Raw genomic sequence first — 14389 nt, 5'->3', positions numbered from 1 at the left:
CTCACGTCGCCTCCCGGTCCTGTGCCCGTCGCGGGACATGTCGTCGAGGGGTTCCGGGCGGCGCCGAGGGGGGCGGTGCCGCGGCGGGTGCCGCCAGCAGCGAGGCGGCGACGGCCAGATGCAGCAGATACGGTGAGGCGTCGCCCAGTCCGGCCTCGGTGTACGAGGCGATCGCGCAGTAGCTGATCAGGAAGATCGCGCAGGCCCTCGACAGCGACGGTGGCCGCAGCAGCGCGACGCCGCCCAGCACGATGACGAGCGCCGCCACGAAGGTGACGCCGGTCAGGCCCTGCTCGTGGTAGACGGCCAGCCAGCTGTTGTCGATCGGCAGCCCGTCGAACGACTTGTCGCCCAGGCCCACACCGAACAGCTTCTCCACGGTGGTCCGGGGCGCTGCGAGCAGGGCGTCCCAGACCTTGGCGCGGCCGGTGAGGCTGGTGAAGTTCTCCTGGCTCTGTCCGCGCAGGAACCAGGACTGCAGCGCGGGGCCGAATACCACCGCGGTCACCGCGGCGCACAGCACGGTCCAGCCGAAGAACCGGCGCGCCGCGGTACTGGTCATCAAGAGGGAGCCGATTGCCAGCGTCAGCCCGATGAGCAGTCCGAGTGTGGCCGTCCGGGTGTGGGTCAACGCGAGCAGGACGAGTGACGGCACGATGATCACCGCCGCGCCTGCCCGGTCGGCCCGGCGGCCCAGTACGAGCAGCGCGGTGAGCCCGGTGATCACCGCGGCGTACTGTCCGATCTGCGGCGGGGTGAGCGGCCACAACGCGCCGACCAGCCGCCCGCCGTAGAGCTCGGGCATGGCCGCGCCCGGCGAGATGACCGCACCCGCTGCCACCGACCCGAGCACTAGGAAGTACATCCGGATGTGGTGCCTGACGAACGTCGTGCTGCCGTCCCACCAGCGGCTGAGCAGCCACAGTGTGCCGATGAAGAGGGCCAGCCGGGCGCAGCGGAACAGCGCGCCGAACCCGGACTCCAGGTACGCGCTGGAGATCACGCTCGGCACCAGCAGCAGGGTGAGCAGCAGCAGGAAGGCGCTGGCTCGGATACGCAGCCGGAGATTGAGCGCGAGCGCCAGCGCGAACGCGGCGACCAGCGCGCCCATGGTGACCAGCTGGATGAGGGAGCGGGGCAGTGGGACGATGGTCTTCGCCCCGGCGGAGCCGAGCGTGTTGAGGACCAGCAACCCCCAGACGATCCCGACGGTCTTCGGCGTGTCCCCGCCCATCTCAACCACCGTCCTGTGGCTGGAAGGTGCTGCCCGCGTCCTGCTTGTACGGCGTGCTCTGCCACTGGCCGGGGTCGAGCACCCGGCTCGGGTCGTGGGCGACGAAATGCCACGGTCCGAGGTAGACGTTGTCGTGCCAGCGGTTGTGCTGCTTGCGGGTGATCGCCTCCGCCACCCGTTCACCCTGGTACGGCGACCAGTCCGGGTAGGTGCCGTAGTTGGCCAGCAGCGCCATGCGGTCGCACTTGACCGTGCACCCGACGACGGAGGTGTCCAGCACGAAGCGGTTGTCGTGGATGTCCACCCGCTGGGTCTTCCACCGGCAGTCGGTGTAGAGGGGTGCTGCGGCGATCGCCGGCCGCGTGCAGCGGTCCGTGTCCTTCACCAGCAGTGTGCAGGCGCCGGAGGAGGTGTTGGCCGGGCTGTTGCAGAACCGGTCGGCGTTCTCCCACAGGGTGATCCCGTTCCAGTTGTTCTCCAGCACGTTCCGGTAGATCTCGATCTTGTCCGTGCGGGCCTTGATCCGTGGTTCGCCGCCGGCCTCGGACAGGTAGACGGTCGCGAACGGGAAGCCGTCGTCGCGGTCGGCGTACTTGCGGCCCTCGACCCAGTTGTTCCGCCTGATGGTGTTCTTCCGGATGACCGCGTTGTAGCTGGTCTCGTAGATCAGCGCGGCCCCGTCGTTGGCCTCCAGCACGTTGTCCTCGATGCGGAAGTCGTTGTTGTTGGTGTCCGCCCACAGCCCGGCGCCGCGGTTGTCGTGCACCCAGTTGCCGCTCACGTCGGCGCCGTCGACGGACCAGAACTTGACGCCTCCGGTGCAGCCGCAGCCCGGCCGCCGCCGTTCCCAGTCGTCCTTGTTGTTGGCCACGATCTCGTTGCCCTCGACGACCAGGTCGCTGATCCGGCCGGCGGCCTGGTACGCGTTCATGCCGTACTGCCCGTTGCCGCGCAGACAGTTGGCGCGGACCCGCTGGCGGGCACCGGCCATCAGTCCGGCGCCCGAGTTGTACTGGATCTTGGCGTGCTCGATCACCCATCCGTCGGCCGAGTCGTGGTTGACCACGCCCTCGTCGTGCGGTGCGACGAAACCCTGCACCGTCAGGTGGCGAATGGTGACGTCGCGGGCGCTGCCGCCGAACGCGTACTGGTTGGTCTTCCGGCCGTCGAGCACCGCGCCTGGCGCGCCGAGGTACCTGTTCCCCTTCTTGGGGACGACCTGGGCGTGCCGTTCCGGTTCGAGCCTGTGCTTGCCCGGCCGCAGCCAGAAGGTGGTGTTCGCAGGGCTGCTCCGGGTCCTCGCCGCCAGGTCACCGACCACCGCGGGATCGACCGGGACCGCTCCCGCCGGTGCCTTCGACGGCCCGCCGACAGGCTTGGCGCACACCCGGGCCACGGACCTGGCCGCGGATGCGGAGGGCGCGTCGGTCGGCTCCGCCGGGGCGCCCGGCGTGCTCACACAACCGGTCGCAGCCAGCAGGGCCAGCACCGCCACCGCGACCGGTAACGCCCTCTTCCGCCTCTTGGTCCCCACCCGTCCTCCCTAGCCGCGGAACCCGAGTACGGTGACGAACTCCCCCGACTGCACACCGCCGTCGGCGAAGCCGGTACCGACCAGCGTGGTGGCTGGTTCCTTGCGCCCGAAGCCGGCTGAGTACCAGCCCAGCATGGGGTATTCCCTGCTCGAAGGGCATGGGGAAGGGTCGGTCTCGCCGCGATGCGCCCGCCAGGACAGCTGACCTGGCAGGTCGAGCACCGCGGAGCGCTCCTCGCCGTCCCGGGTCCAGCTGAGCTCCGCTCGGTTCCCCACCAGGTCCGCGGTGATCGCGGGGCCGAGGTGGAACGCCAGGCGCACGGCCCTGCGCGAGCTGTACTGCCCGCGGACCTCGTCGACCACTCGCAGCTCCTGGCTCGCGGCGGCCAACTCCACCCGGCGGCGGTGTACGGAGGGCTGGTAGCCGTCGTGCTCGGCACACCAGCGGGCCACACTCGGGTCGGAGATGTCCACGGCCAGCACACGGCTCCTGGCATGCCGGGTCCACAGGAACGGGCCGCCCGAGACGGACTGGTCGCCGTCGTCCAGCTGCAGGGTGTTGTGGGCGAGGGTCGAGCGGAAGTACCGCCGCCACTCGGGCTGCCCGTGGTAGCAGTACGTCCCCGGGTCGGCGAGCACATCGACCCCGTCGTGCCGTACCTCCACCGACAGCGCGTCCGCGTGGGCATGTGCGGCGATGGCCAGGAACCCGTGCGGGCCCCCGTCGCAGCGGCACCAGATCTCTCCCGGGCCGCGCAGGATGGTGAGCCCCGCGTCGGCGAAGTGGGCCGGCCTGCTTGCCGGGCGGGACACGGCCGGTGGGGTCCGCTCCTCCGCGTACGGCCGGATGAGCGCGGCCAGCAGCGGGGTGCGCACATCGGTGCCGGTCACCTCCGGCCACCAGGCGAGCCGGCCGAAGACGGCGTGCCCGGTGGCCAGCAGGGAGGCCCAGCGGTCGGTGCCGGCGCCGTCCAGGACCAGACCGTGCCCGTCGTCCGCGTCGCCCTGGCGCGGCGGCCGCAGGTGACTGTCCACGACGGCCGCGAGCGCGTCGGTCATCCGCAGCAGCACCAGCCGGACCGTCGCGGGCACCGATACGCCCGCGGCGTCCGCCTCGGCCACAGCGGCCAGGCCGAGCTCCAGCACCAGACCGTGGTACTCGGTGGCGAGCTCACGGTTGAGGCCGGAGAGGAAGGTGTTGCCGCGCAGATGCCGGTCGAGCGACCGCAGCGCGTCGGCCCGCCGGCGCGCCGAGGAGGGGAACCAGCCGAACGCGCAGGATGCGGCGAACTGTCCGGCGGCCTCGGCGATGACGTGGTTGTTCGCCGAGGAGCCGCGGCTGGGGAAGGCGGCCAGCCAGCGCTGGTGGTGCCAGATCTGCTCCAGCGCCACCGGGTTGCTCTCGAACAGAGCGGCCGCGCCCGGCCAGCCGTCGAGCAGCCGGCGGATCCACACCCAGGACAGCAGCCGGATGCCCAGCTCGATGCCGCTGATCCAGTGGACGCCGCGCAGCGGCGGGTTGGCCGCCCACCACGACCGCAGATGCGCGGCCACGCGCTCGGCGTACCGCTCGTTCCCGGTGATCGCGTAGGCGGCGGCGAGCTGGGTGAGGTACTGATGCCGGGACGGCTCCCAGATCTGCTTGATGTCCCCGACCGCGTCCTCGCTGCGGTACGGCACGTCGAAGGCGTAGCCCGCCGGGGCCCGGCGCCCGGTCTTCGGGTCGTACGACCAGTCCGGGTCTGCCAGGTCGTCGCGTACCACCCCGAAGTACTCGGCGTGCCCGTCCATCAGCCGATCCGCCTCGGCGATCAGACGCTTCGCGGCGTCGGAGGGTATGGCGGCGATCGTCCCGGCGGGCAGAACCGCGGTGAACCGCGCTCCCGTCACGCTCGGGCAGTCGGGCAGCGCCGACCGCCACCGCCGCCTGCGCACCGTGTCGCCCACCCGGCCCGCGACCTCCTGCGGACCCATCCGGGACAGCCGCCGCAGATACCAGCCCGCGCTCATGGTCATCGCGCCTCCGCCAGTGTCACCGGCGCGCCGCCCGCCAGGCCGGTCGGCACGGCGAGCGTGGCCGCCGTGGTGGCGACCAGCGACCGCAGCGACACCGGCATCGGCCCGCCGGTCCGCACCGCCTTGACGAACGCGGCCAGTTCGGCGTTCTGCCCCTTGTCACGGGCCTTGGGCAGCCGCGAACTGACCCACCGCTTACGGCCGTACACCGAGGCACGGACGAAGTCGTCGAGCCGCAGCGCACGGTCGTCCGCGATCAGGTCCAGCGTCTCCTTCGGGAAGCCGGCCGGGCCGGAGGTGACGTAGCTGATGGTGGCGGTGGACCCGTCCGGATAGCGCAGCACGACCTGGAGGTCCTCGTTGCCGGGCGTGGCGGTCGCGCACACGGACACCGGGTCGGCGCCGAGAAGCCAGCCCGCCGTATCGATGAAGTGCCCGCCTTCGCCCACGAACCGCGAACCCTCGCAGTCCTGTTGGAGGTACCAGCTGCCGTGGTCGAGGCGGCCCGCGTTGACCAGATAGCGCAGGCTCGCCGGACCGGTCCGGACGCCGAACCGCTGCTTGGCCTCCCGCAGCAGCGGCGCGAACCGGCGGTTGAAGCCCACCTGCAGCCGGTCGTTGCCGGACTCCTCCACCGCCGCGAGTACGTCGGCCAGTTCGTCCTCGGTGAGGGCCAGTGGCTTCTCGACGAACACGGCCTTGCCGGACAGCAGTGCCTTCCGGGTCAGTTGGGCGTGCGAGCTGTGCCGGGTGACCACGAACACCGCGTCGATGGACTTGTCGCCCAGTACGGCGTCGAGATCGGTGGTCGCCTCATGGAAGCCGAACTTGCGCCGCGCGTTGGCCGCGGACAGCGCCGTCGTCGTGACGACGGTCGACAGTTCGACGCCGTCGCGCTGCGCCAGGTGCGGCAGCAGCATCGATGTCGCGTAGTTTCCCGCGCCGACGAACGCGAGGCGCACCGGCGTCCTGGTGGCCCGGGCCGGACTCCGTTTCACATCCACCGCGGGCACGGCCACCGCCGGGGCTGCCGGTTCCGCCGCGTGTTGCGGGTACCTGAACAGCACGGCCACGGCCTTCATGTCGCCGTCCTTCATGCTCTGGTACGTCTCAACCGCGTCGTCGAAGTCGGCGATGTGGGATATCAACGGCTCCACGTCGACGCTGCCCCGGGCGAGGAGGTCGAGGAAGCACGCCAGGTTGCGGCGCTCGGTCCAGCGCACGTAGCCGATCGGATAGTCCCGGCCCTCGAGCTCGTACTCGGGGTCGTAGCGCCCGGGCCCGTAGGAGCGGGAGAACCGGACGTCGAGCTCCTTCTCGTAGTACGCGTTCCACGGCAGGTCCAGGCGGCACTTGCCGATGTCGACGACCCGGCCGCGGTCCCGGCTCAACTTGGCGGCCAGCTCGACGGGCTGGTTGCTGTCGCCGCCGGCGACCAGGAACACCTGGTCCACGCCCAGGCCGCCGGTGAGTTCTGCCACGGCGGCTTCGACGGCCGCGGACGCGGGATCGCCGCAGGCCACGGCGCCCAGCCGCGCGGCGAGCTCGCAGCGCGCCGGGTCGGTGTCGACGCCGACGACGCGGACCGACGAGGCGGCCAGCAGCTGCACCACCAGCTGCCCGATCAGCCCGAGGCCGACGACCAGCGCCACGTCTCCGAGCTGCGGCTCGCCTCGGCGCACGCCCTGCATCGCGATCGACCCGACGGTGCCGAAGGCCGCGTGGCGCGGCGCGAGACCGTCCGGCACCCGGGCGTAGAGGTTCTTCGGCACCCAGTTCAGCTCGGCGTGCAACGCGTGCTCGTTGCCGGCGCAGGCCACGAAGTCGCCGACCTTCACATCGTCGATCCCGGGGCCGACCTGCTCGACCACCCCGCACAGCGAGTAGCCCAGCGGCGTGTAGGAGTCGAGCTTGCCCATCACCTTGCGGTAGGTGGCGGGCACTCCGTTGGTGGCCACGCTCTGCATCACCTTGGCCACCTGGTCAGGGCGGGAGCGGGCCTTGCCCACCATCGACATACCGGCCTCGGAAACCTTCATCAGCTCGGTCCCGGTGGAGATCAGCGAGTAGGCGCTGCGGACCAGCACACCGCCCGGCTTGCATCCCGGCACCGGCACGTCGAGCAGCGTCAGTTCACCGCTCTTGTAGTTCTGCACTACCTGTTTCACCCGAACTCCCCAGAAGTCGCGCCGCGATACCAGTACTCGAGGGTCAGCACATGCCACAGATGCTTGGAGTGGTCCCGCTGCCCGGCAGCGTCCTCAGCGACCATCCGCTGAAGCGCGTCGCGGCGCAGCAACCCGGAACGGACGAGCACGCCGTCGTGCACCACCTCACGCATCAGCGGTGCCAGGTCCCGGCTCATCCAGGCCCGCAGCGGGGCGCTGAACAGGCCCTTGGGCCGGTACACGACCTCACGGGGCAGGACCGAGGCGGCCGCCTCCTTGAGGACGGCCTTGCCCTGCCGTCCGACGATCTTGCGGTCACCGGGCACGGTGAACGCCGCCTTGACCACCTCGACGTCCACGTACGGCACGCGCACCTCGGTCGACGCGGCCATGCTCGACCGGTCCGTGTAGGTGAGGTTGAGGCCCGGCAGGAACATCCGGGCGTCGCCCAGGCACATGCGGTTGACGAAGTCGTCGAGATCGTTGTCCTGATAGATGTCCGCGTGTTCGGTCAGCACGTCCTCGACCGCCGGGGCCAGGTCCGGTTCGACCAGCGCGAGCAGCTCGTCCTGGTCGTACATGGTGTAGCTGCGCCGGAAGGCGGTCTCCTCGGGCAGATCCGCGAAGGACAGGAACCGCTTCGCGAAGCGCACCGACCGGTACCCCCGGCGGGCCGTGGCGACCGGCAGCCGGTCCACGGCCCGGGACAGGCCGCGCCGCAGCGGCCGGGGGACGCGCTGGTAGCGCAGCGCGAGCAGATTGGCCAGGTGCTTGCGGTACCCGGCGAACAGCTCGTCGGCGCCCATCCCCGAGAGCAGCACCTTGACCCCGGCCTCCCGGGCGGCGGAACAGATCAGGAAGGTGTTGATCGCGGCTGGGTCGCCGATCGGCTCGTCCAGGTGGTAGGTCATCCACGGCAGCAGGTCGAGCACGTTCGGCGCGATCTCGATCTCATGCAGGTCGACCCCGAACCGCTCGGCCACTCGCCGGGCATGGCGCAGATCGTCGGGCATCGCCTCGAACCTGGCGTCCTCGGCGCGGAACCCGATCGTGTACGCGGAGATCCCGGGCTGGTGGCGGGCCGCAAGCGCGGTCAGGTAGCTGGAGTCCAGCCCGCCGGAGAGGAACGTCGCCACCGGGACGTCGGAGAGCAGGTGGCGCCGGGTCGACTCCTCGACGAGGGCTGCCAGGTCGGGCCGCTCGCCGCTGCGGGCGCGCTCCCGTCCCTCTGCGGCGACGTCCTTGAGGTGCCAGAACCGGCCGCGCTCAACCCGGCCGTCGGGTCGGCACCTCAGCCAGCTCCCCGGCGGCAGCTTCTCCGCCTCGCGGAACGCGCACCGCGAGTCGGGCACCCAGTAGTACAGCAGCGAGGCCACCAGCGCCGTGGGGTCCACCTGGAGCGATCCGCCGGTGGCGGCGGCGAGCGCCTTGAGCTCGGAGGCGAACACCAGGCCCTCGCCGCGCCGGATCAGGAACAGCGGCTTGACGCCGAGCTGGTCGCGGGCGAGCACCAGTTCACCGGTTCGCTCGTCGAAGATCCCGAAGGCGAACATGCCGCGCAGCCTGGGCAGGCAGTCCCTCCCCCAGCGCCGCCAGGACTCCAGCACCACCTCGGTGTCGGAGGTACCGCGGAAGCGCACCCCGGCAGCTGCCAGTTCGGCACGCAGCTCTGGCGCGTTGTACAGCTCGCCGTTGTACGTCAGGGCGAGGCCGCCCGAGACCATCGGCTGCGCGCCGGCCTGGGACAGGTCGATGATGGCCAGCCGGCGGTGCCCGAGGTGCACTTCGCCGTCACCTGCGGGGTGGCTGTAGCGGCCCGCCCCGTCCGGACCACGATGAGCGAGGGTCTCGGTGAGCCGCTCGGTCACGGCCTTTCCGTCCGGCCATCGGTAAGCGCCTGCGATGCCACACATGTCCTACCGAGCCTCCTGGTCGTCGTCCGGCACCCGAGCGGCCCGCACCGAGTGCCGCTCCGGCTGCGTCAGGACCGTCCCGTTCTGCCTGGCCTGCCGCTCGTCACGGCCGCGGGGCGCGGTGTGCGGCCCGTCCCACAGCGTTCCGTCGGTCCGGTCGCCCGGATCGGGGTCGATCAGCACCACGCCGATCACCTGAATGCGCTGCTCCGCGAGCTGCCGCGCCACGGTGTGCAGCCATGCGGCGCTGCCGTGCCCGGCGCGCACGACGAGCACGGTCCGGGTGCCGAGGTACGTCAGATCGGACCACGCCGTGCCCGGCGCGACCGAGCCGACGCCGAGCCGGCGCCGGTGATGCGGCACGGCCGCGGCCTGCTCGCCGCTCACCACGGCCGGTCCGCCCGACTTCTGCCGGTGGTTCGCGAGCTGCGGGCCCGGCAGACCGTCGACGATCTCCACCGGCCGGTCATCCGCCAGTGCCCCGGCGAGATGAAGGGCGAGCACGCTCGTGCTGCGCGCGCAGCCCAGTTCCAGCAACGACAGCGGTTCCGCGGAGCCGCGCACGGTGCGGGCCAGCGTCGCGGTGAGCCGTTCGTGTGCCGCCCGGGCCCGTCGCGGCTGCCACCGTCTGCCCGACCGGCGGGGCAGCTCCGCGATGACCGAGGCGCCCAGGTCGGCCGCGATCTCGCGGCGCAGCACGGGGCGGTCCGCCACCACAGCGCCGACCGCTGCCACCGCGAGTCCGAGTACGAGTCCGAGGACGAGTCCGATCGCGGCGTTGGTGGCAGCGGCCCTGGGCAGGGAGTGCGGCACCGCGCGGGGGGCGTCCACGATCTGCGTACCTGCGGTGATCCGGGGAGTTCCGGTGCGTGCCTCGGCGGCGCGCTCGTCGAAATCGGCGATGCGCGAGTTGAGCTCGGCCCGGCGGGAGAAGAGCGACTCGAGGCTCGCCGAGGATTTCGGATCGCGCTCGGGCGAGCGGCCCCCGATCGCCTTGTTGACCTCGGCGAGTTCGTTCCGCATGCGGTCACGCTGCTCGAGCAGGGCCTTGGCCTCGGCTTTCGCTGACTCCCGCATCCGCCGCACATGGTCGGCGACGAACGCGTCGGCCAGCGCCTTGGCCCGGGCCACCGCTTCCGCCTCGCTGTCACCTGTCACGTCGATCCGCAGCAGGTTGTTGGTCACGCCGGTACCCCGGTAGTCCTGGAGGAAGTCCTCCGGGTTCTCGGGTGACTTGAGGGCCTTGAGAGCCTTTCCGGCGATCCGTGTGGTCCCCAGCAGCTCGACGTCGGTGCGGATGAGCGTTCCGGTGTCGTTCGGCTGGTCCTCCTCGTGTGTGACCAGCACCTTGGTCGCCGCGGTCGGTGGCGGCGGCAGCAGGATGGCCACCGCGGCGCCGACCAGCAGCCCCAGCAGCGCCATGGAGGACCACAGGCGGCGGCGCCTGCGCACCGCCACCACCAGCGCATGCAGGTCCAGCAGTGGAGCGGCGGCCGACGGCTCCGAGGTCCGGCTCGCCGTCATGCTGGATCACCCCTCGTGGCGTCACCGGCCGCGATCGCCGGTGTGGCGTGCCGCGGAGGGCGGCCGGCGGTGCGCGTCGGACGGTCACGGACCGGACAGGCGACGACGACGCCGACGACCTCGTGCCCCGCGTCCGTACATGCCTCGGCGACGGTGGCGAGCTCCCCCGCCGTCCAGCTGCCGGCGCTGAGCACGACCAGGGCACCGCACTCGGTGCCGCGGTCCGGCACCAGCGGCCGGGACACCGGAACTTCCACCGCAATCAGCACCGGATCGCTCTCGGCCTCGGCGACGAGCCGCCCCGCGGCCCGGCCGGCGATCTCGTCGCCTTCCGGTACGACAACCAGCAGCCGCCGGGGGGCAGGCAGCTCCTCCCGGAGGCGGGCGCACATCCTCCGGTAGCGGACCCGCCTGCCGTCCTCGTCGCCGACCATCCGTGAGTCCGGTATGTCCCACGGGGTGTCAATGCCCAGCAGCCGACGGATCCGAGCCTTGCGGCCACGGTCTCCGGGCCGGTGTGCGGGCCGTTCGCCAGGCACGTCGACGGTACCCAACAGCGTCGAGCCCAGCGCTGCGGCGATCTCAGGACCGGCGCGCAGCCGACGGCTCACCCGCGCGGCGGCGAGATGGCCGACGACAGCGAGCAGGAAGAACAGCAGCGCCCCACCGGCGATGAGTTGCGCCCGCGTCGGCGGTGCCTCGCCGGTGGGCCGGGCCGCGGTGTCCATGACGATCATGCCCGCCTCGTTGGACGCCGGAGAGGTCTCGTCCAGCTTCTTCATGGCCTCCCGCAGCGCGGTACGCAGCTTTTCGAGTTCGGTGCGGGCCTGCACGCCCTCCACGGTCCGCCCCGGATCGGCCGCATCGGCCAGGTCGGTGATGCGGCGGTTGGTCTGCACTACCTTCTGCCGCAGTTCCTCGGCTCCCGCTGTCGCCTCGGTGTCGGTGCTGTCACCTGCGATCCGCGTGGTGAACGTGACGAACTGCTGGGCCACCCGGTCGCAGAGCTGCTGCGCGCGCTCCGGCGAGCCGGCCGTGGCCGAGACCTCGATGACGTTGCCGTCGGCGGTCTTGGCGCTCACTCGGTCCCGCAGCTCGCCGCCGCTGACGTCCGTCCAGCGGAGCGTGGCGGCCGCGCGGTCGACCACGGCCGAACTGGTCGCGATCTCCGCCTGGGTCACCAGTTCGCGCTCTTCCCACTGTCCGGGCAGCAGTACCGACGCCGTCGCCGTGTAGCGCGGTGGGATCAGCGCCGAGGTGCCGTAGCCGACGAGCGCACCCACCACGACGAGGATGGCGAGGAACCGCCGGCGTCGGCGGAGAATCCGCCCGACCGTGGCCAGGCGTATGGTGTCATCGCTCAACGGCGCCGCCTCTTCCCTGCCGGGGCCGGGCCCGCCGCCACCGGAGTGCGGTCACGGCAGGCGGCGGCGTAGGCGGCGAGCAGCGACGCTTGTGAGTTCCGCCAGGAGAGCTGCCCGCTGATCCGCTCCTGGCCGAGCCTGCCCATCCGGGCCCTCTTCTCCGGATCGTCCAGCAGCCGCGCGATGAGCCCGGCGAATTCGGCCTCGTCGTTGGCGGGCGCGTAGACGGCGGCGTCCCCGGCGGAGACGCGCGCCTCCTTCAGATCGAACGAGACGATCGGCCGGCCCATCACCATGTACTCCAGGACCTTGTTCATGGTCGACACATCGTTGAGCGGATTGCGCGGGTCGGGTGAGAGGCACACGTCGGCCGTGGACAGGTAGCGCACCAGGTCGGCGTCCGGAACGCGCCCGGTGAACTCCACCTGCTCCGTGAGGCCGAGCCGCCGGGACAGCTCCGCCATCGCCTCGAAGGTGTCGCCGGCGCCGACGAACACCGCGTGCCAATCGGTGCGCGCGTACTCGTCGCGCAGTTTCGCGAGGGCCCGCAGGGCGTAGTCGACGCCGTCCTGCGGGCCCATGACTCCGAGGTAGCACAGCAGATGAGGCTTGCCGCGCTTGAGCTCCGGCTCCGGCGGTACGGAGTGGAACCGCTCGATGTCGGGCGCGCTGCGCACCACGAAGACGTCCGACAGCCGTCGGCCGCCGCGGCGCAGCGCGACATCCCGGTAGCTCTCGTTCGTGGCGAGCACGACGTCCGCAGCGCGGTAGGTCAGCCGTTCCAGCGCGCACACCCCGCGGTAGAGCAGGTCCTCGCCGCGGCCGAACCGGGAGAGGTACAGCTCGGGCACCAGGTCGTGCTGGTCGAAGACGAACCGCGCTCCGCGCCGCTTGAGCCACAGTGCCGGCAGGAACAGCAGGTCGGGCGGGTTGCAGGCGTGGACCACGTCCACCGGACCGACCTTGCGGGCCAGCCGGGCCGTGTGCCACAGCGCCGATCCGTACTCCCGCAGATAGCCGGCCGGCCCTCCGGTGGCCGCACGCAACGGGTAGCGGTGGATCCGCACCCCGTCGACCTCCGCCTCCGGCTCCGTGTCCCGCTTCTCCCCGCGGGGGCAGATGACGTGCACCCTCCAGCCCGCGTCGCGCAGCGTCGTGCACTCCTGCCACACCCGCCGGTCGAACGGCACCGACAGGTTCTCCACCAGGATCAGCGCGCGCCGGCCCGGCTCGCCGCCGCCGTCCGCTTCGCCGAAAGACGCGTCACCAGGCAAGGCCCATGTACCCCTTCTCGGCCCGGCGCGCCTCGGCGTCGGGGAGGCGGACGAGGTCGACGATCACCGGCCCTTCGCCGTGGGGCAGCGCGGCCAGCACGGCCGGGTCCCTGGTCCCGACCAGGCACACCTCGGCGTGCTCGAGCACCTCGCCGACGGAGTCCGCGAGCAGCTGCGCCAGGTGCGGCAGCCGGGTCTCGATGTACTCGCGGTTCGCGCCGAGCAGCCGCGAGAGGCTCACGTTGGCGTCGTAGATCCGCAGGTCGTACCCCTTGCCGAAGAGCCGCTCGGCCAGTTCGACGAGCGGGCTCTCGCGGAGGTCGTCGGTGCCGGGTTTGAAGGACAGTCCGAACAGGCCGGCGCGGCGCTTGCCGGTGCGCTCGACCAGCTCGACCGCCCGCTGCAGATGGTCGGAGTTGGAGGGCAGCACGTGGGCGAGGATGGGCACCGAGACGTCGGCCCGCTGCGCCGCGTGGACCAGGCTGCGCAGGTCCTTGGGCAGGCAGGACCCGCCGAAGGCGAAGCCGGGCCGCAGGTAGGCGGGGCTGATGTTCAGCTTGCGGTCGGCCAGGAAGACATCCATCACCTGGTGCGAGTCCACCCCGAGGGCCTGGCACACCGCGCCCAGCTCGTTCGCGAAGCCGATCTTGAGGCCGTGGAACGCGTTGTCCGCGTATTTGATCGCCTCGGCTGTCGGGACCGGCACCCGGAACACCTCGCCGGGCAAGCCGCCGTACAGCGCCGCCACCACTTCGCCGCTCGCCGGGTCGAACTCGCCGATGACGGTCTTGGGCGGGTCGAAGAAGTCCCGCACGCTGGTGCCCTCGCGCAGGAACTCGGGGTTGACCGCGACCCCGAAGTCCACCCCGGCCGTGCCGCCCACGTACTTCTCCAGGATCGGCACCAGCAGATTCAGGCAGGTGCCCGGGAGCATGGTGCTGCGGAAGACGACGGTGTGCCGCCCGCTGCTCCCGCCGCGGTCCGCCAGCGCGGCACCGATCTGCTCGGTGACCCGCTCCAGATACGTCGTACACAGGCTGCCGTTGGGCTCGGACGGCGTCCCCACGCAGACCAGCGACACCTCGCTGGCCGTGACCGCCTCGCGCACGTCAGCCGTGGCGCGTAGCGCTCCGCTCCGCACGACCTCGGCGATGAGCTCGCCGATCCGCTCCTCGACCACTGGCGCCTTGCCGTCGTTGACCAGGTCGACCTTCGCCTGGTTCACGTCCACCCCGATGACCTCATGGCCCAGACTGGCCAGGCACGCGGCCGACACACATCCCACGTAGCCGAGACCCAGGACACTGACCCTCATAGCCCGTTCCTCCCCCCACGCAGGCCCCTCCGGCCTGCGGTCCGCGC

9 protein-coding genes are annotated in these 14389 nt (G+C 71.7%); all 9 read right to left on the bottom strand.

Annotation, left to right across the window (positions count from 1 at the left end):
* Nucleotide 1: 1 nt before the first annotated feature.
* From JW592_RS06700 to JW592_RS06660, 9 genes are read right to left on the bottom strand one after another with little or no spacing between them, the layout of a single operon-like run.
* Nucleotides 2–1234, bottom strand: coding sequence for an O-antigen ligase domain-containing protein (locus JW592_RS06700; protein ID WP_209263978.1), 1233 nt, complete (start codon nucleotides 1232–1234; stop codon nucleotides 2–4).
* 1 nt (nucleotide 1235) lies between these two features.
* Nucleotides 1236–2768, bottom strand: a complete 1533-nt coding sequence (locus JW592_RS06695; RefSeq protein ID WP_209263977.1) for a right-handed parallel beta-helix repeat-containing protein — start codon at nucleotides 2766–2768, stop codon at nucleotides 1236–1238.
* A gap of 9 nt (nucleotides 2769–2777) precedes the next feature.
* Nucleotides 2778–4784, bottom strand: coding sequence for a heparinase II/III family protein (locus JW592_RS06690; RefSeq protein WP_209263976.1), 2007 nt, complete (start codon nucleotides 4782–4784; stop codon nucleotides 2778–2780).
* Nucleotides 4781–6952 carry a bi-domain-containing oxidoreductase gene (locus JW592_RS06685; protein WP_209263975.1) on the bottom strand — a complete coding sequence of 724 codons (2172 nt, stop codon included), beginning with the start codon at nucleotides 6950–6952 and terminating at the stop codon, nucleotides 4781–4783. Before JW592_RS06685 ends, JW592_RS06690 begins: the two co-directional genes overlap by 4 nt.
* Complete coding sequence (gene asnB, locus JW592_RS06680) at nucleotides 6949–8865, bottom strand: asparagine synthase (glutamine-hydrolyzing) (RefSeq protein ID WP_209263974.1); 1917 nt, start codon at nucleotides 8863–8865, stop codon at nucleotides 6949–6951. The genes JW592_RS06685 and asnB overlap by 4 nt, the downstream gene beginning before the upstream one ends.
* A 3-nt stretch (nucleotides 8866–8868) precedes the next feature.
* Nucleotides 8869–10389 carry a Wzz/FepE/Etk N-terminal domain-containing protein gene (locus JW592_RS06675; protein ID WP_209263973.1) on the bottom strand — a complete coding sequence of 507 codons (1521 nt, stop codon included), beginning with the start codon at nucleotides 10387–10389 and terminating at the stop codon, nucleotides 8869–8871.
* Nucleotides 10386–11753 carry a Wzz/FepE/Etk N-terminal domain-containing protein gene (locus JW592_RS06670; protein WP_209263972.1) on the bottom strand — a complete coding sequence of 456 codons (1368 nt, stop codon included), beginning with the start codon at nucleotides 11751–11753 and terminating at the stop codon, nucleotides 10386–10388. The genes JW592_RS06675 and JW592_RS06670 overlap by 4 nt, the downstream gene beginning before the upstream one ends.
* The gene (locus JW592_RS06665) at nucleotides 11750–13027 is read right to left on the bottom strand and encodes a glycosyltransferase family 4 protein (RefSeq protein ID WP_209263971.1); all 1278 of its coding nucleotides are present in this window, start codon (nucleotides 13025–13027) and stop codon (nucleotides 11750–11752) included. Before JW592_RS06665 ends, JW592_RS06670 begins: the two co-directional genes overlap by 4 nt.
* Complete coding sequence (locus JW592_RS06660; protein WP_209263970.1) at nucleotides 13017–14342, bottom strand: nucleotide sugar dehydrogenase; 1326 nt, start codon at nucleotides 14340–14342, stop codon at nucleotides 13017–13019. The genes JW592_RS06665 and JW592_RS06660 overlap by 11 nt, the downstream gene beginning before the upstream one ends.
* Nucleotides 14343–14389: the final 47 nt, after the last annotated feature.

Origin of the sequence: Streptomyces spirodelae (assembly GCF_017676385.1) — a bacterium.
Lineage (GTDB): Bacteria > Actinomycetota > Actinomycetes > Streptomycetales > Streptomycetaceae > Streptomyces > Streptomyces spirodelae.
The sequence above is the reverse complement of the archived record's forward strand: the minus strand, read 5'-3'. Positions and strand labels throughout refer to the sequence as shown.